The sequence below is a fragment of the Ruegeria sp. CDSA079 genome, from assembly GCF_059612245.1.
In genome coordinates this window covers 266,418-283,007 of sequence record NZ_JBXWQF010000002.1, presented here as the reverse complement: position 1 = coordinate 283,007, position 16,590 = coordinate 266,418, and the positions used below count along the sequence as shown (strand labels likewise).

Annotated in this window: 16 protein-coding genes; 11 read left to right on the top strand and 5 right to left on the bottom strand. The window is 57.8% G+C overall.

The genetic code is table 11. The features are described from left to right. The first annotated feature begins 170 nt into the window (after positions 1-170). The 3 genes from AC2FJZ_RS03495 (at position 171) to AC2FJZ_RS03485 (ending at position 2,788) form a co-directional block, all read left to right on the top strand. Positions 171-1,703: an acyl-CoA carboxylase subunit beta gene (locus AC2FJZ_RS03495; protein WP_496667749.1), complete on the top strand. Its 1,533-nt coding sequence runs from the start codon at positions 171-173 to the stop codon at positions 1,701-1,703. Positions 1,704-1,923: 220 nt separating this feature from the next. Continuing rightward, positions 1,924-2,301: a DUF6497 family protein gene (locus AC2FJZ_RS03490; protein WP_496776130.1), complete on the top strand. Its 378-nt coding sequence runs from the start codon at positions 1,924-1,926 to the stop codon at positions 2,299-2,301. Between the two features lie 133 nt (positions 2,302-2,434). After that, positions 2,435-2,788 (top strand): hypothetical protein, encoded by a 354-nt coding sequence (locus AC2FJZ_RS03485; protein ID WP_496667751.1) that lies wholly within the window; start codon positions 2,435-2,437, stop codon positions 2,786-2,788. Positions 2,789-2,874: 86 nt separating this feature from the next. On the opposite strand, the gene AC2FJZ_RS03480 is transcribed toward AC2FJZ_RS03485, so the two are convergent. Continuing rightward, positions 2,875-4,026, bottom strand: a complete 1,152-nt coding sequence (locus AC2FJZ_RS03480; RefSeq protein ID WP_496776067.1) for a DcaP family trimeric outer membrane transporter — start codon at positions 4,024-4,026, stop codon at positions 2,875-2,877. A gap of 650 nt (positions 4,027-4,676) precedes the next feature. Here AC2FJZ_RS03480 and AC2FJZ_RS03475 point away from each other — a divergent pair. Beyond that, positions 4,677-4,880: a hypothetical protein gene (locus tag AC2FJZ_RS03475; protein ID WP_083445188.1), complete on the top strand. Its 204-nt coding sequence runs from the start codon at positions 4,677-4,679 to the stop codon at positions 4,878-4,880. 116 nt (positions 4,881-4,996) lie between these two features. Continuing rightward, a complete protein-coding gene (locus tag AC2FJZ_RS03470; RefSeq protein ID WP_496776066.1) occupies positions 4,997-7,042 on the top strand; it encodes an acetyl-CoA carboxylase biotin carboxylase subunit in 2,046 nt (681 codons plus the stop codon). A gap of 76 nt (positions 7,043-7,118) precedes the next feature. On the opposite strand, the gene AC2FJZ_RS03465 is transcribed toward AC2FJZ_RS03470, so the two are convergent. Continuing rightward, on the bottom strand, positions 7,119-7,565 hold the full coding sequence (locus AC2FJZ_RS03465) for a DUF4174 domain-containing protein (RefSeq protein ID WP_050602896.1): 447 nt from the start codon (positions 7,563-7,565) through the stop codon (positions 7,119-7,121). A gap of 165 nt (positions 7,566-7,730) precedes the next feature. Here AC2FJZ_RS03465 and scpA point away from each other — a divergent pair, with 165 nt between their 5' ends. The 6 genes from scpA to AC2FJZ_RS03435 all read left to right on the top strand — a co-directional run bounded on the left by scpA (position 7,731) and on the right by AC2FJZ_RS03435 (position 13,199). Beyond that, positions 7,731-9,857, top strand: coding sequence for a methylmalonyl-CoA mutase (scpA, locus tag AC2FJZ_RS03460; RefSeq protein WP_496776065.1), 2,127 nt, complete (start codon positions 7,731-7,733; stop codon positions 9,855-9,857). Positions 9,858-9,964: 107 nt separating this feature from the next. Beyond that, positions 9,965-10,567 (top strand): VOC family protein, encoded by a 603-nt coding sequence (locus AC2FJZ_RS03455; protein WP_496776064.1) that lies wholly within the window; start codon positions 9,965-9,967, stop codon positions 10,565-10,567. After that, positions 10,564-11,052 (top strand): GNAT family N-acetyltransferase, encoded by a 489-nt coding sequence (locus tag AC2FJZ_RS03450; RefSeq protein ID WP_496776063.1) that lies wholly within the window; start codon positions 10,564-10,566, stop codon positions 11,050-11,052. Before AC2FJZ_RS03455 ends, AC2FJZ_RS03450 begins: the two co-directional genes overlap by 4 nt. A gap of 45 nt (positions 11,053-11,097) precedes the next feature. Further along, a complete protein-coding gene (locus tag AC2FJZ_RS03445; protein ID WP_496667758.1) occupies positions 11,098-11,778 on the top strand; it encodes a TerB family tellurite resistance protein in 681 nt (226 codons plus the stop codon). A 4-nt stretch (positions 11,779-11,782) separates the two neighbouring features. Then, positions 11,783-12,784: an endonuclease/exonuclease/phosphatase family protein gene (locus tag AC2FJZ_RS03440; RefSeq protein ID WP_496776062.1), complete on the top strand. Its 1,002-nt coding sequence runs from the start codon at positions 11,783-11,785 to the stop codon at positions 12,782-12,784. A 37-nt stretch (positions 12,785-12,821) separates the two neighbouring features. Next, entirely contained in the window at positions 12,822-13,199 is a 378-nt protein-coding gene (locus AC2FJZ_RS03435; RefSeq protein ID WP_496776061.1) for a hypothetical protein, read from the top strand. A 7-nt stretch (positions 13,200-13,206) separates the two neighbouring features. Here the strand turns inward: AC2FJZ_RS03435 and AC2FJZ_RS03430 are convergent, their stop codons facing one another. Genes AC2FJZ_RS03430 through AC2FJZ_RS03420 form a run of 3 tightly spaced genes read right to left on the bottom strand, consistent with a single transcriptional unit; the run spans position 13,207 to position 16,564 of the window. Further along, a complete protein-coding gene (locus AC2FJZ_RS03430; RefSeq protein ID WP_496776060.1) occupies positions 13,207-14,751 on the bottom strand; it encodes a Ppx/GppA family phosphatase in 1,545 nt (514 codons plus the stop codon). Between the two features lie 49 nt (positions 14,752-14,800). Next, entirely contained in the window at positions 14,801-15,490 is a 690-nt protein-coding gene (locus tag AC2FJZ_RS03425) for a P-loop NTPase family protein (RefSeq protein WP_496776059.1), read from the bottom strand. Next, complete coding sequence (locus AC2FJZ_RS03420; protein WP_050602888.1) at positions 15,491-16,564, bottom strand: AI-2E family transporter; 1,074 nt, start codon at positions 16,562-16,564, stop codon at positions 15,491-15,493. Positions 16,565-16,590 lie beyond the last annotated feature (26 nt).

Genomic DNA, 16,590 nt, shown 5'->3' with positions numbered 1-16,590 from the left:
AGCCATGGATTTTTGGAAAGCCAGCCATCCGGAGAATTCAATGTGATACTTAGCTAATTTGCAGTTATCCAAAAGGCTGTTGCTTAAAATTTGCAAATTTGCCGAAAAGAACTTTGGCTGAGGAAGGCGAACGGGTAGAGTCGCGTCAAATTTTATAGGGGATACTCGCCATGAAAGACATCCTTTCTGAGTTGGAAGACCGCCGCGGCGATGCACGGCTGGGCGGAGGGCAAAGACGGATCGATGCCCAGCATTCACGCGGCAAACTGACCGCGCGCGAGCGGGTCGAGCTGTTGCTGGATGAAGGCAGCTTTGAAGAATTCGACATGTTTGTCAGCCATCGCTGTACTGAATTTGGGATGGAAAACCAAAAGCCTGCGGGGGATGGTGTCGTCACCGGCTGGGGCACGATCAACGGCCGTATGGTCTATGTGTTCAGCCAGGATTTCACTGTTTTTGGCGGGTCGCTTTCGGAAACTCATGCGCAGAAGATTTGCAAGATCATGGATATGGCAGTGCAGAACGGCGCGCCGATCATCGGGATCAACGACTCGGGTGGGGCGCGAATCCAGGAAGGTGTTGCTTCGCTGGCTGGCTATGCCGAAGTGTTCCAGCGCAACATCACGGCCTCCGGTGTTGTTCCGCAGATCAGTGTAATCATGGGCCCTTGTGCCGGTGGCGCGGTTTATAGCCCGGCGATGACCGACTTTATCTTCATGGTAAAAGATTCGTCTTACATGTTTGTGACCGGCCCTGACGTGGTCAAAACCGTTACCAACGAGGTTGTCACGGCCGAGGAACTGGGTGGTGCTTCGACGCATACCAAAAAGTCTTCGGTTGCGGATGCGGCGTTTGAAAACGATGTCGAGGCACTGGCGGAAGTACGTCGACTGGTGGATTTCCTGCCCCTCAACAATCGCGAGAAACCACCAGTCCGTCCGTTCTTTGACGAACCTGGCCGGCTTGAGCCATCGCTGGACACACTGATTCCGGATAACCCAAACTCACCTTATGACATGAAGGAGCTCATCACCAAAGTGGCGGATGAGGGTGACTTTTACGAAATCCAGGAAGATTTTGCCAAGAACATCATCACCGGCTTCATCCGGCTTGAAGGGCAAACCGTGGGCGTCGTCGCCAACCAGCCGATGGTTCTGGCAGGATGTCTGGACATTGACAGCTCGCGCAAGGCGGCACGCTTTGTGCGTTTCTGCGATTGCTTTGAAATTCCGATCCTGACCTTTGTGGATGTTCCTGGCTTTTTGCCAGGCACGCAGCAGGAATATAGCGGTGTGATCAAACACGGTGCGAAGCTGCTTTATGCTTATGGTGAGGCCACAGTTCCCAAAGTGACTGTGATCACGCGGAAAGCCTATGGTGGTGCTTATGTGGTTATGGCGTCCAAGCACCTGCGCGGCGATTTCAACTATGCCTGGCCCACGGCCGAGATCGCGGTGATGGGGGCAAAAGGTGCAACCGAAATCATCCACCGAGCGGATCTTGGGGATGCGGAAAAGACCGCACAGCACGTCGCGGATTACGAAGATCGGTTTGCCAATCCCTTTGTGGCAGCCGAACGCGGCTTTGTGGACGAGGTGATCATGCCGCAATCAACCCGCCGCCGCGTGTCCAAGGCGTTTGCCAGCCTGCGGGGCAAGCAGCTGAAGAACCCGTGGAAAAAACACGACAATATCCCGCTGTGACCGATCCGGGGCGGTGAGGCTGCCCCGGTACTCTTCCCTGCTGTCAGGCTTAGATTTGGGCAAAAACTGCTCAAAATTGAGGCGGAATTGACAAGAATCGGCAAATAGTTGAATGATCCGACCCATCAGACATAGAACAGCGCAGTTCAACAGCACTGCGCGCGCGATCCCGGAAGGAGGAGCTCGCCTTCGGCGAGTCCGGGATCGCGCCATTTGTCTGGTGTTTTGTGCGCTTTGTACGCCTGTTTTTGCTCAATCGGATGCCCCGCTGCCAGTGCCCTCCGGCCAGCCGGTGCACTTGGACGACGTCTTGCTCGACAACAATCCGGGCGAGCTTTGGCTGCGTTTTCGGTTCATCGCCCCAAAGATCGGCGCGACGGTTGGGCGGATCACCTATGATGTGGCGTCGAAGGACATGGAGCATCTGTGCCAAATTCTGGCGGTTCCCTATGTGACGCAACATAACTTGCAGCCGACGCGTGTTGTCATTTCGTTGTCGGACAGACCGGTGGAATTCGGCGATGCCGCCCCGGACGCGACGCAGTTTTTTGAAGCCTACCGGCTGGAGCAATCCCGGTGTATCTGGGAGGGGCTTTGATCATGAATTTTTCCCTTCATGACATCAGAGCATCTCAGACCAACGGTGCGGCTTTGGAGGTGCGCAACATGATCCCATCCCTTTTCGGGCTCGATTTGTCTTTGTCTGTAACTGTTAAGCCGGAGGTGCTGACATGCTGAAGCATCGCGGGTTTCCCGGTCGTCTGACTGGTACAGATTTTCAGTTCACCATTCGCCGCGCCAACCCAAAAGGCGTGACACCGCTGACCCGCAGGGAAAGGTTTCGCGACCGCAAACCTGCGGACAAGCGCGCGGACACCGCGTTCTTGGAGGCGCTATGGACGCATTTCGGCGATCAGCCGTTCGAGCGGGGCAATCTGGATGCAGGCCGCCTGAGCTGGTTGTACGGGCGCGAGGTCATTCCGGCAGAGGATCCGTTTGATCCGGCCAGTTATGATGCGCTTTTGGTTATTGATGTGGATGCGGCCCGCGCATCCTTTCCCGAAATCATCGACGGGATGGGCTGACTGTGACACTGGCTGCCGCATATCAGTTTGCCGAACCCGGTTTTGCGGCGATCCTGCCCAAATCCGGGCAGGATCTGTGTGTGGCATCAGAAGTTCAGCTGAGCAGCAAGTTGAACGCGGCTGCCGTCAAATGTGCGACCGGTGGGCGCGTCGTTTCGCTCACCATAGATATACTCGGCGCTGAGGGTCAGATTGTCGGTCGCCTTGTAGAAGGCGTTGACGTGGATCGTTTCCAGCTCGGTAAAGGACAATGTGCCGGTCGAGGTGGGAAGATCATAGTCCTCACGACCATAGGCTATGCCGACATTCCATTTCGGACCCAGATCTTGTCTGAATTCGACGGTATAGCCATCCACGTCGTTCGCCTGTCCACCGACAATGGCATCCCCGAGGCCGATCAAGTACGGGCCAAGGGCCTCACCTGTCACATAGTTGACCTGGAACAGTCCGCCTTCCCACGGACGGACCGAGGCAGAGGCGGTGAAGCCTGTTTGATCAACCTCGACATTGCCGGAATTGGCTTTGCCATACAGCACAGCACCACGTGCGATATACGTGCCATCGTTGTACTCCGCCGAAGCGGTCAGGACCGGGTCTTCGGAATTGGAACCGCTGACGTTTTCTTCCACCGAAACGGCAAACTGAGCATTGCTTCCCAACTGCCCAGTGTAACGCAACTGTGGAACACGGGCGAAGGCGATGCCGACCGGTCCGTTGAATTCAACCGAGGTCGGATAGGTGTCCAGCGGCTGGAAGTTAGTCCAGTACTGACCGATCAGGAATTGGTCGCCGATCGTGATGTTCGCATGACGCACGCGCAGCTCGGCGGTGCCACCGGAGCCGAACAGGTCAAGCTCCAGCTGACCTCCGATGTCTCCGATCCCGCTGGGTGTTGTGGTGCGCAAGCCGATCCGCGATTGGCGCACAGTGGCGCCAAAGGTGCCATCGGTCGCGGCAGAGGGTTCACCTATGACGTTCACGAAGGCGGTATCGCCCTGATCGAATTCGAAGTCATAGAAGAAGTCGGCCTTGACGTACCCGTATACGTCCAAAGTGGTATTGCCGATCCGAAAGTCGCCGTTGGCCGGGCTGCTTTTGGCAGTTTCCAGCGCTTCAACCCGGGCGCGCAACGCGTCGAGTTCGGCTTGGGTCTGGGCGTCCTGAGCATATGCAAGCGTGCCGGTCACACTAAGCGCGGAGGCAGCAAGCAGGAGTGCCTTCAGTCTTGTCGTCGTCATGTGGGTGTTTCCTTGTGTGCGAGTGTGCACCAACACCGTTTCACGCGGTTTGCGGCGACGGAAATCACGAGAATGGGACAAAAAAGATCAAATATCTCAAGGAATTGTGCAAATTATGCGTCAAATTCTCACACGTGGGTGAACAGGTCTGTCAACCATATGAATCCGAAGGCGTTTTTGCGATGCAGAAAGCTGTCGCTGCGTGATGCTGCGCGTGCAAAAAGCCGCCATCCAAACCGGCATTGTAACGCCAATGTGACAAGGCAAGCCCCTGGTTTTGACGGAATGTCGAAATCTTTGGTCGGCGCTATTTCGCGCGGGTTTGCAAGAGATGGGCAATTTCCAGCCGGAATCTCAGTTGGAAACAATACTTTGTTTGCGCACCTAATTGTGGCGTGCAAACTGACAGGGCCGTGCGGCTCTACTTTGCCTGCGCCGCACATGCACCTACTATTCCGTACCCCTTCCTTGCGCGGGCAGGCTTGTGTTCCCCACAAAGACCTGTCCGCGTTTTTCTTTGGGTGCCTCGCAGGTAAAAAGAGGCAAGAACCTGCACAAAATCTGCCCACTTGCCTATTGATATTGAATAACAGCTCGCCTTTCGCGCATCTGAGCCCAAAAGGACAAGAAAACCAAAAAGGGCAGACACAATGCGATTCTCACGACTCATCCTTGTTGCGGCAACCTGTGCGGGCCTGGCCGCCTGCGGCGACACCACGGGCGAACAGGCAATCCTCGGCGGTGGTGCCGGGGCAGTGGGGGCGGCTGTCCTCAACGCCGATCCGTTGTTTGGCGCGGCCGTCGGCGCGGCAGGCAACGTGCTTTACTGCAAAACGCAGAACACCTGTAACTAACGCATCTTTTTCGGGGCGCGCGTCGTCCCATCCGTCATCGCGCATCACGCCGTCGTGGGGATCGTTCCCTGCGGCGGCGTTTTGCGTTTCCAGAACACCAAGCCAAAGGACGTTCCATGTTCAATAAGATCCTGATCGCCAACCGGGGCGAAATCGCCTGCCGGGTCATCAAGACCGCCCGCAAGATGGGTATCGGCACCGTCGCCATATTCTCGGACGCGGACAAGAACGCGCTGCATGTGTCGATGGCAGATGAGGCCGTTCATATTGGCCCACCGCCCGCCAACCAGTCCTACATCGTGATCGACAAGGTCATGGACGCCATTCGTCAAAGCGGCGCGCAGGCGGTACATCCGGGTTATGGGTTCTTGTCGGAAAACTCGAAGTTTGCTCAAGCACTCGAGGCTGAAGGCGTCGCCTTTGTCGGCCCTCCGGTTGGTGCGATCGAAAGCATGGGCGACAAGATCACCTCGAAAAAGATTGCACAAGAGGCCGGTGTTTCAACTGTTCCCGGTTACATGGGCCTGATCGAAGACGCGGACGAGGCGGTGAAGATCTCGAACGAAATCGGTTATCCTGTCATGATCAAAGCCAGTGCTGGTGGCGGTGGTAAGGGCATGCGAATTGCGTGGACCGACGAAGAAGCCCGCGAAGGGTTCCAATCGTCCAAGAACGAGGCTGCAAACTCGTTTGGTGATGACCGGATTTTTATCGAGAAGTTCGTCACTCAGCCCCGCCACATCGAAATTCAGGTCCTGTGTGACAGCCATGGCAACGGCATCTATCTGGGCGAGCGTGAATGTTCGATCCAGCGCCGGAACCAGAAGGTGGTTGAAGAGGCACCATCACCCTTCCTTGATCCGGAAACCCGCAAGGCGATGGGCGAACAAGCTGTCGCGCTGGCCCAGGCTGTGAACTACGCCAGCGCAGGCACGGTCGAATTCATCGTGGACGGAGACAAGAACTTCTACTTCCTCGAAATGAACACCCGTTTGCAGGTGGAGCACCCCGTTACTGAACTGATCACCGGCGTCGATCTGGTCGAACAGATGATCCGTGTAGCAGCGGGCGAGAAGCTGACGATCACGCAGGATGAGGTCACATTGACTGGCTGGGCCATTGAGAATCGCCTGTATGCTGAAGACCCGTATCGGGGCTTCCTGCCGTCGATTGGTCGCCTTTCGCGTTATCGGCCTCCGCAAGAAACAGCGGCTGGCCCGATGCTGGTTAACGGCAAATGGCAAGGCGATGCGCCGGAAGGTGAGGCCGCGGTGCGTAATGATACCGGCGTTTATGAAGGCGGCGAGATCAGCATGTATTACGACCCGATGATCGCCAAGCTCTGCACTTGGGCGCCAACTCGCGAACAGGCGATCGAGGCGATGCGCGTGGCGCTGGACAGCTTCGAGGTAGAAGGGATCGGTCACAACCTTCCGTTCCTGTCGGCCGTGATGGATCACCCGAAATTTATCAGTGGCGACATGACCACCGCTTTCATTGCCGAAGAATATCCGGACGGGTTCGAAGGTGTAGAGCTGCCTGAACTTGATCTTCGTCGGATAGCAGCTTCTTGCGCAGCGATGCATCGTGTCGAAGAAATTCGTCGCACTCGAGTTTCGGGCCGCATGGACAACCATGAACGCAAAGTCGGTAAGCGCTGGGTCGTTTCGCTGGAAGGTCTCGAGTTTCCGGTTCAGGTTAACGCTGACAAAGAAGGCGCAACGGTCAAGTTCGAAGATGATACAACCATTCGCGTTTCTTCTGATTGGACGCCGGGTGATCAACTGGCGATGTTGGACGTTGACGGCAGCCCGCTGGTTCTGAAAGTCGGCAAGATTTCGGGCGGGTTCCGCATCCGCAACCGCGGTGCCGATATGAAGGTGCGGGTGCGGCGTCCGCGCCAGGCCGAGCTGGCCAAGCTTATGCCGGAAAAACTGCCGCCGGATACTTCGAAAATGCTGCTCTGCCCGATGCCTGGCCTGGTCGTTAAAATCGATGTCGAAGTGGGACAGGAGGTGCAGGAAGGTCAGGCGCTTTGCACCATCGAGGCGATGAAGATGGAAAACATCCTGCGCGCCGAGAAGAAAGGCACGGTTGCCAAGATCAATGCGGGTCCCGGCGACAGCCTCGCCGTGGACGAAGTGATCATCGAGTTCGAGTGATCATGACTGCGCTTTCAACATATCTCCAAAAGTCTCCGGCGTTCTGCGCCGGGGCTACGGGGTGCTGTGAAAGCGCTCAACCGCCTTCGCGTCGGTCGCGGATTTCACGCTCACGCAGGGGGGTCTTGTCGATGGACCGGCCGATCTCTCGCACGCTCCAAGGGCTTGGTTTGCGCAGTTTGACCACACCGTCCTTGTCGACAAACACCATCTGGAACCCGCGCGGGCGTAGTTGCGCCCGGATCGGGGATCGCGCCGACGGGTCGGTATCGGTCAGGACCACCACATCCCGGTCTCGCATGGTCGCCTCCCCGTCCAGAAGCATATCTATCTGTTGCTGGAACCTGGGATCGGCAGGTGTGTCTGCAAAAACGACTATGGGCCGGTGCGTCCACAAAAAATCGCTTAACTCACTGTCGCCTACAGGGCGGACAAATTCATCATCAGCGGGCGCGGACCCATCGGCGGCCATCGCTGCCAGCGGTATTAGTGCCGAGAAAACAAAGGCAAGCGTTTTGTTCATAGGGCCTCCTGTTCCGTTGAATATAACCCTTGCGCGCGCGAATGCGACTGACGAATTGCACAAGCTGCTCAATTTGTCGCGCGTTGCCCCCGTGGACCCGACGCTGATCAACCATACGCACGGATTACAGTTGCCTGCGATCCGAATTGACAAGAGGACCCCTCAATGACCGACACAAAGGACTGGCGTGCGCTGGCAGAGAAAGAGCTGCGCGGACGACCATTGGATGATCTAACGAAAGAAACGCTGGAAGGCATCGACGTTAAACCGCTTTATACGCAGGAAGATACGGCTGATCTGCCGCACATGGGCTCTCTGCCCGGGTTTGGTCCGTTTACGCGCGGGGTGAAGGCAACGATGTATGCCGGTCGCCCTTGGACGATCCGTCAATATGCAGGCTTTTCGACTGCCGAGGAATCGAACGCCTTCTACCGCCGCAACCTCGCTGCGGGTCAGCAAGGTGTCTCGGTCGCCTTCGATCTGGCCACGCATCGCGGATATGACAGCGACCATCCTCGCGTTGTCGGCGACGTGGGCAAGGCGGGTGTGGCCATCGACAGCGTCGAGGACATGAAAATCCTGTTCGATGGTATCCCGCTGGACAAGGTCTCGGTTTCGATGACCATGAACGGGGCGGTGGTCCCGATCCTTGCCAGCTTCATTGTAGCAGGCGAAGAGCAGGGTCATGACAAATCCGTGCTGTCCGGCACCATTCAGAACGACATTCTGAAAGAGTTCATGGTGCGCAACACCTATATCTATCCGCCCGAGCCATCGATGCGGATCATCTCGGACATTATCGAGTACACCTCGAACGAAATGCCCAAGTTCAACTCGATCTCGATCTCAGGCTATCACATGCAAGAGGCCGGGGCGAACCTGGTGCAGGAACTGGCCTATACCCTGGCCGACGGGCGCGAATATGTACGCGCCGCGACACAGTCTGGTATGGACGTGGATAAGTTTGCGGGCCGTCTGTCGTTCTTCTTTGCCATCGGCATGAACTTCTTCATGGAGATTGCCAAACTGCGCGCCGCGCGGACCCTGTGGCATCGCGTGATGACCGAGTTCGGCGCTAAATCCGACCGTTCAAAGATGCTGCGCACGCACTGCCAGACGTCTGGCGTGTCGCTGCAAGAGCAGGACCCCTATAACAACGTGATCCGCACAGCCTATGAGGCGATGAGCGCGGTATTGGGCGGCACCCAGTCGCTGCACACCAACGCTTTGGACGAGGCGATTGCGCTGCCGACTGACTTTTCGGCCCGCATTGCGCGCAACACCCAATTGGTTTTGCAGGAAGAGACCGGCGTGACCGATGTGGTCGACCCTCTGGCCGGTTCTTATTACATCGAAAGCCTGACCAACGAGCTGGTCGAAAAGGCCTGGGCCCTGATGGAAGAGGTCGAGGAGATGGGCGGCATGACCAAGGCCGTCGCTTCAGGTATGCCCAAGCTACGGATCGAGGAAAGCGCCGCGCGCCGTCAGGCCATGATCGACCGTGGTGATGAGGTGATCGTCGGTGTCAACAAGTACCGCAAGGAACAGGAAGACCCAATCGACATTCTGGACGTCGACAACGTCGCCGTGCGCGAAGCGCAGGTCGCGCGACTGGAACGTATCCGTGCAACCCGTGACGAGGGTGCGTGCCAAGCGGCACTGGACAATCTGACCCAAACCGCCCGCGAAGGTGGCAACCTGCTGGCTGCCGCGGTTGAGGCCGCCCGTGCCCGCGCATCCGTAGGAGAGATCAGCATGGCAATGGAGAAAGAATTCGGCCGTCACCGCGCCGAAGTGAAAACGCTGGCCGGTGTTTATGGCGCGGCTTATGAAGGTGACGAAGGCTTTGCCGCGATCCAGAAATCCATTGAAGACTTTGCCGAAGCTGAAGGACGACGCCCCCGCCTGTTGGTGGTGAAAATGGGCCAGGATGGTCACGACCGGGGTGCCAAGGTTATTGCGACGGCCTTTGCGGACATTGGATTTGACGTCGATGTCGGGCCTTTGTTCCAGACACCTGCCGAAGCCGCGCAGGACGCAGTGGACAATGACGTGCATGTGGTCGGGATTTCTTCGCAGGCTGCGGGGCACAAGACGCTGGCCCCGCAGTTGGTGGAAGAACTGAAAAAGGCCGGGGCCGAGGACATTATCGTGATCTGCGGCGGCGTGATCCCGCAGCAGGATTACCAGTTCTTGTACGACCACGGTGTGAAAGCGATCTTTGGTCCGGGCACCAATATCCCCGAAGCGGCCCAGGACATCCTGCGCCTGATCAGCGAAGCTCGCGACTAACCATTGGCCAAGATTTTCCGTCGAAAAATCTTGTGATCCTGCGCTAATGTCGGAAACATGCGACCAGACCTGCTTGGGTCTGGTCGTAATTTTTTCAGGAGGGGCGCATGTTGCTCGATCATCTGGCTGTCGCTGGCGAAACGCTGGAGGAAGCGTCCGCGCATATCGAACAGGCATTGGGCGTGGCGCTGCAGGCGGGCGGCAAGCACGAGAAGTTTGGCACCTATAACCGATTATTGGGCCTCAAAGATGGATTGTATCTTGAGGCGATTGCAATTGACCCCGACGCGCCGACACCGGAACGGACCCGCTGGTTCGATCTGGACCGGTTTACAGGCAACCCTCGCTTGACCAACTGGATTTGCCGCGTGCCCGATATCGAAGCTTCGCTGTCAGTATTTCCCGATGGTGTCGGAACGCCTGTCGATCTGAACCGCGGGGCCCTGAGTTGGCGCATGGCCGTGCCACCGACTGGTCGTCTTCCTTTTGATAACCTGTTTCCTGCACTGATCCAGTGGCAGGGTGATCTGCACCCAGCACAGATGTTGCAAGACAGCGGTTGCCGCCTGCGCAGGTTGGTTGTGTACCACCCGGATGCGCTGACATTGGCCACGCATCTTGGCGCGCTCGACGGGGTGGTTTTTGACACTGGCCCAGCCGCCCTGCGGGCCGAGGTTGAAACCCCGCACGGTCTGCGCGTGTTGGAATGAAGGTTCGCCCTGCTCAGCCAGCAGATGCGCCCGCGATTGCCGAGATTACCAATCAGATCATTCGCGAGACGCTGGTGACGTTTACAACCGATACCCGCAGCGCTGAGAGTATCGCCCAAGATATCCACGCCCGAGGTCCGGGGTTTCTGGTTGCAGAAGTTGACAATCACGTGGTCGGGTTTGCAACCTTTGGACCTTTCCGCTCTGGCCCCGGTTATGCCCACAGTTGCGAACACTCGATCCAATTGGCACGCGACGCGCGCGGCAAAGGCGCGGGCCGCGCCTTAATGACCGCGCTTGAGCAGGCAGCGCGGGCCAAGGGCATCCACGTGCTGGTTGCGGGTATCTCGTCCGCAAACCCTGCTGCTGTTGCATTCCACGCGGCGCTGGGCTTCGAACAGGTCGGGCATTTGCCTCAGGTTGGTTACAAATGGGGGCAATGGCTGGATCTTGTGCTGATGCAGAAAATTCTTTCACCGGGATGATCTATCGCACCTGACAGTCCCTTATTGTGGCGCTAGGGTACGCCCATGTCGATTTGGACTCGCATATCCGACGCGCTCAGCGCCCTTGCCCAAGGCGAAAGCCTGACCGCCGTTTTTGAAAAACTGCGCTCACCACCTGAACGCTCGGTGGCGTTCACGATTGCCGTGATTGCACTGGGTGCAAAAATGGCCAAGGCCGATGGGCAAGTGACGCGGGATGAGGTCACGGCCTTCCGCGACGTGTTCCAGATCGCCCGCGAGGATGAAGAGGGCGCGGCGCGGGTTTTCAATATGGCGCGCACGGATGTCGCCGGGTATCAGGACTATGCCCGCAAGATCGCGCGGATGTTTTCCGAAGACAGCACCACGCTTTGCGACCTGATGGAGGGGTTGTTCCACATTGCGATGGCCGACGGTTTCTATCATCCCAACGAAAATGAGTTTTTGGAAGACGTCAGTCGCATTTTTGGCCAGACAGATGCGCAGTTTCTGGCCTTGCGCGCACGGTTTGTAACGGATGCGCCCAACGACCCATATGTGGTGCTGGGTGTGTCTCGGGATATGCCCATGGCTGAGATTCGCAAAGTCTGGCGTCAGTTGGTTCGTGAGACTCACCCGGACGCCATGATGGCGCGCGGGGTCCCGGAAGAAGCGATCCGGTTGGCAGAAAAGAAGATGATCGACATCAATCGCGCCTGGGACGAGATCAACGGCGCGGCGGCCTAAGGAGATGCGGCTGGCGACCTACAATATCGAATGGTTTGCCAATCTCTTCGACAAAAATGACGCCCTCATTGTCGATGGCAGTTGGTCGGGCCGGCACGACGTCACCAAAGCTCAGCAAGTCGAGGCTATTGCCAAGGTTTTGACCGCGATGGATGCCGATGCGGTGCTGATTGTCGAGGCCCCGAACACCGGCAAACGCCAGAACACGGTTCGTGCGTTGCAGGCCTTTGCCGAGGCATTTGATCTGCGCACCACTGACGCAGTGATGGGCTTTGCCAATGACACGCATCAGGAACTCGCGTTGCTATATGACAGATCTGTTCTGAGCACGCGTCACGATCCGCAAGGGGACATCGCAGACAGGTCTGCCCCCCGGTTCGATGGCGAATTCAGAATCGACCTGGATGTTGATGCGACCGAGGACATCGTTCGGTTTTCTAAACCGCCATTGGAATTGGCGCTGACAACACAAGCTGGCAAGGACATCAGGCTTATTGGGGCGCATCTAAAGTCCAAAGCGCCGCATGGGGCAGGGTCCAGGGACGAGGCGATCCGCATTTCGATTGCCAATCGCCGCAAGCAGCTTGCGCAGGCGGTCTGGTTGGCCCGAAGGGTCGAGGGGCATTTGGCGCAGGACGAGTCTGTCATTTTGCTGGGGGATCTGAATGACGGTCCGGGGCTGGATGAGTTCGAACACCTCTTTGGCCGCTCGTCGGTTGAGATCTTGCTGCAAGCGGGGCTGTTTGATCCGCACGCGGTCAGGGCTCATGAATTCCGGCCGGGATCTCTACCTGCTACCGCGCGATTTGCGCGCCCAGACGAAGGCCGGTATCTTGAGGCGCTATTGGATTACATCATGATATCCGACGATCTGCGTACCTATGATCCCACCTGGCGCATATGGCACCCGTTTCGGGATGTCGCCTGCTGGTCTGAACCCGAATTGCGGCAGGCGCTGTTGACAGCTTCGGATCATTTTCCGGTCACTTTGGATATTGACCTGTGACCTTTGCAGCCTGTGCTCGAGAGGTTATATCAAGGCTATGAAACAGATTGTTCTGATCAGCATCTTATCGGCGTCTATTGCGATGCCATCTTCGGCGCAAGAAGACACGGACAAATCCCTGATGGAGCAGGGGGCCGAGCTGTTTTTCGAAGGGCTGCGCAAGGAAATGGAACCGGCGCTGGATGACTTGCTGGGGCTGGCGGATGAGTTTGGTCCCGCCATGCAGTCCTTTTTGCAGGAAATGGGCCCTGCGTTGGCGGAGCTGGCGGCTCAGGTCAAGGATTGGAGCGCCTATGAAGCGCCTGAAGTCCTGCCCAATGGCGACATCATCATCCGCAAAAAGCCGGTTGAAGAGCTGCCTCAACCTGAAGACAAGGACGACGAAGAGATCCCCGAGGGCACAACCGACATCTGAGCCCGCCTCAGCTCTTGATGATCACCTGCGCCTCGGATTTCAGCGCGCTTGCCAGCGAATTCAGGCGGGCTTCGGCCACTTCGCTGAACAAAGGGGCCGCAGCCTGGGGCAGATACAGCTCAAGTTCGCGCTTTTTGGGATAGAATTTCAGACGTCCCATACTGGCGTCGTTATGCATCCACAGCATCGCGCCAAAACGCATGGCCTTGCCAAGAATCTCGGCTTGTTTCTGGTCTTTTTCGTCCAGCAACGCATATAGGGGTGCAAACCTGTTGCCCTCGCGCTTGTTCTTGTAGCGATGTTGCAGTGCCAGCCCGATAAAGACACGTTCCGAGTGTTTCAGACCCCCAAGGTTGGCGCGGGTGACATTGTCAAAGCAGACCTCGGCCCGATAGTCGGGATGGGCGCGCCAACTGACGTCATGCAACAGGCACGCCGCCTGGATCAAGCGCACTCGACTTGGGGGGGCTGAATTGAACAGCGGCATTACAAAGTCATACAAACTGCGGCCAAAACCGGGTATACGCGCGTCTTTGGCTTCGGAAAAACGGCTGGCTTCGATCAACGGGTCGCGGTCGCGCAGTTCCTGCGGCATCTGTTCATACAGCAACCCCTCGCGGATGCCGTAGCTTGAGATCGCGATATCCTTTGGTTTGAACGTACGGATCAGCCGGGCCAGAACATCCATCGCATAAGGGATCAGCGACATACGCGAGCTTGAGACCCCGGCCTCGCTGCGCAGTTTTTCATAGTCGCTCTTTTCTATGAACTTGATCGTCTCGCGCACCTGTTTGGTGGTCATGCGGTATTCGTGCAGCACGTTCAGCGGATAACCCCGTCGCAGCATGTCCAGCCGGGCAAAGGCACGCCAGCTGCCTCCGACCAGAAACAGGCGATCGCGCTGCGGACCCATCTGATCGCGCAGGTCTTCCATAGTTGACTTGATGTGCGCTTTGCGCGCGCGCCGCCCGCCCTTGATGTCGCGCAGCTTCAGTGGCCCGAGGGCTGATGTCACGCGACGACCGACCTGACCATCGCCGATTTCCGCCAACTCCATGGATGAGCCGCCAATGTCGCAGATCAGGCCATAAGCGCCGGGCCAGCCCAACAACACGCCTTGCGCTGACAGACGCGCCTCTTCGGCCCCGTCGATCACAGCCACATGCAATCCGGTTTCTGCCTTGACCTGCGCGCAGAAATCCGGGCCGTCTTCGGCCTCGCGCACCGCAGCCGTGGCCACCACGTGCAGCCCGGGCAAATCCAGGTCCATTGCCAAATGCTGGAACCGCTGCAGCGCCGCCAGCGCGCGGTCGCGCCCGCGCGGGTTCAGCCGACCTGTCTCGGACAGGCCCGCGCCCAGTTCGCACATCACCTTTTCGTTGTAGAAATAAGCGGGCGACCGAGCCGCCCCGTCGAAGATCACCATCCGAACCGAGTTCGACCCCACATCGACCACCCCGACCCGCGACAGGGCCCGTGTGCCAGGGTCGTCGAACAGAGGTTTTCCGAAAGGTCCCCAGTCCGGGATGTCGGTTTCGACGGTCTGATCCATGTGTCTTCCAGATACTGCAGTCAGAGGATGCGAAATTGGGGCTTGCGGGTCAATCATCCGTCTCGATCTCATCCGGGTGTGTGTTCAAGACCCGGACCGCCAAGGCGCGTGTGATGTCACGCTTTTCTGCCAACGCCAAATGGTCAAGTTGCGCGACAACGTTTGCGGCGGTTTCAAACCGTCGATCCATGTGCTTGACGAGATAGGCGATGACCTCGGGGCCGGGATTCAGCTGCCGGTCCACAAACAGTTTGGCCAGCACCGCGCCCAGCAACGCGTCATCAGGTGGATCCAACGCGACGTGATGGGCCCCTTCCACGCGGCTTTGCAGATCCGCCAGCGGCAGTTCCCAGAACTTCGGCGCAAGCCTGCCGGTCATAAGCAGGGCATGCCCTTCGGCCAGAACCAGATTGTGCAGGTGAAACAGTGTTTTCTGCTGTTCCAAGTCCCCCGCAACCATGGGCACGTCTTCAACAGCGATCGGCTTGCGCGCCAGATCAGGCACGTCGTCATAATGCAGGTCTGCCGCCTGAATGATCCGACCGCCGGTTTCGGCGGCCCATACATGCGCCAGATGAGTTTTGCCCGCGCCCGCCGGGCCACTCAGCACCAGCTTGTTGCCGGGCCAGGACGTGGCCGAGATCATTGCAACGGCCAGAGCATTAGAAGGCGAGACAAAGAAATCCTCACGCCCAAGCGCAGTTTTGGCGGGCAGGTCAAAGCTGAGTTGTTGGGCCATTTAGTCGGTTTCCTGATCCTGGCTTTCAAGACCGGTGTAAAGTCTGCTGTCCAGATACAGTGATGTACCAAACCGGGCCAGCACACCCAACGCGGCGGCGACCGGAACGGCGATCAGCATACCGACAAAGCCGAAAAGCGCACCAAAGACCGATAACGCCAGCAGCAGCCAGACCGGGTGCAGCCCAACAGAGTTGCCTACCAGCTTGGGCGTCAGGAAATTGCCTTCGGTGACTTGGCCAATAGCAAAGATGCCCGCGATCAAGCCGATATGTGCCCAATCGCCCCAAAATTGAAACAGCGCCAGCCCAATGGCCAGCGAGCCACCGATCAAAGCACCCAGATAGGGAATGAACGTGACCAGTCCGGCGATGAAACCCACGATCAGCCCGAATTGCAGACCGGCCAGCATGAGGGCAACCGCGTAGTAGGTGCCGAGGATCAAACAGACGGTTCCCATCCCACGCACAAAAGAGGCTAGCACCACGTTGATCTCGCCCGCCAGTCGCTTGATGGCGGGGGCATGGTCGCGCGGCAGCAACTCTCCGATGCGGGCGATCATGCGATCCCAATCCAGCAGCAGGTAGACAGCCACAACTGGTACGATCACCAGAAGCACCACGATGTTGAGTGCTGAACCCAATGAGGTCAGCACCGTTTGCAAGACATCCCCAGTCTTGGATTTCAGCGTTTCACCGAAAGACACCAGCATTTGGTGTGTGCTTGATTCCCGGTCCAATAGGGAGGGAAACTGTTTTTCGATAAAGCCGCGCAATTGTTTGAACAGGTCGGGTAGGACATCAATTAGGTCCAGCAACTGAGTGATCAGAGCGGGTACTACCATCAGAATTGCCAGCACAAATCCCAGCACGCCCACCACCGTGATGATGGCCGTGGCCGCCATGCGCGACAGGCCAATCCGCTCAAGTCGGTCTGCAACAGGATCAAGGAAATAGGCAATGGCCCCACCAATGACGAAGGGCAGCAGGACATCCCCCAAAGCCCAGAGGATCAGCACAAAAACCGCAGCGGCGACGCTCCAGTATCTCAGTTGATCCTTAACCGGCAAAGCCATGGCGATCCCCTTGTTCAGGCCGTTGC

What these genes read in the sequence shown, in the direction of transcription:
- AC2FJZ_RS03465 (WP_050602896.1), bottom strand. Translation starts at nt 7,565, where the DNA reads ATGAACAAAACGCTTGCCTTTGTTTTCTCGGCACTAATACCGCTGGCA.
- AC2FJZ_RS03485 (WP_496667751.1), top strand. Translation starts at nt 2,435, where the DNA reads ATGCTGAAGCATCGCGGGTTTCCCGGTCGTCTGACTGGTACAGATTTT.
- AC2FJZ_RS03445 (WP_496667758.1), top strand. Translation starts at nt 11,098, where the DNA reads ATGTCGATTTGGACTCGCATATCCGACGCGCTCAGCGCCCTTGCCCAA.
- AC2FJZ_RS03455 (WP_496776064.1), top strand. Translation starts at nt 9,965, where the DNA reads ATGTTGCTCGATCATCTGGCTGTCGCTGGCGAAACGCTGGAGGAAGCG.
- AC2FJZ_RS03470 (WP_496776066.1), top strand. Translation starts at nt 4,997, where the DNA reads ATGTTCAATAAGATCCTGATCGCCAACCGGGGCGAAATCGCCTGCCGG.
- AC2FJZ_RS03450 (WP_496776063.1), top strand. Translation starts at nt 10,564, where the DNA reads ATGAAGGTTCGCCCTGCTCAGCCAGCAGATGCGCCCGCGATTGCCGAG.
- AC2FJZ_RS03435 (WP_496776061.1), top strand. Translation starts at nt 12,822, where the DNA reads ATGAAACAGATTGTTCTGATCAGCATCTTATCGGCGTCTATTGCGATG.
- AC2FJZ_RS03475 (WP_083445188.1), top strand. Translation starts at nt 4,677, where the DNA reads ATGCGATTCTCACGACTCATCCTTGTTGCGGCAACCTGTGCGGGCCTG.
- AC2FJZ_RS03420 (WP_050602888.1), bottom strand. Translation starts at nt 16,564, where the DNA reads ATGGCTTTGCCGGTTAAGGATCAACTGAGATACTGGAGCGTCGCCGCT.
- scpA (WP_496776065.1), top strand. Translation starts at nt 7,731, where the DNA reads ATGACCGACACAAAGGACTGGCGTGCGCTGGCAGAGAAAGAGCTGCGC.
- AC2FJZ_RS03480 (WP_496776067.1), bottom strand. Translation starts at nt 4,026, where the DNA reads ATGACGACGACAAGACTGAAGGCACTCCTGCTTGCTGCCTCCGCGCTT.
- AC2FJZ_RS03440 (WP_496776062.1), top strand. Translation starts at nt 11,783, where the DNA reads ATGCGGCTGGCGACCTACAATATCGAATGGTTTGCCAATCTCTTCGAC.
- AC2FJZ_RS03495 (WP_496667749.1), top strand. Translation starts at nt 171, where the DNA reads ATGAAAGACATCCTTTCTGAGTTGGAAGACCGCCGCGGCGATGCACGG.
- AC2FJZ_RS03425 (WP_496776059.1), bottom strand. Translation starts at nt 15,490, where the DNA reads ATGGCCCAACAACTCAGCTTTGACCTGCCCGCCAAAACTGCGCTTGGG.
- AC2FJZ_RS03430 (WP_496776060.1), bottom strand. Translation starts at nt 14,751, where the DNA reads ATGGATCAGACCGTCGAAACCGACATCCCGGACTGGGGACCTTTCGGA.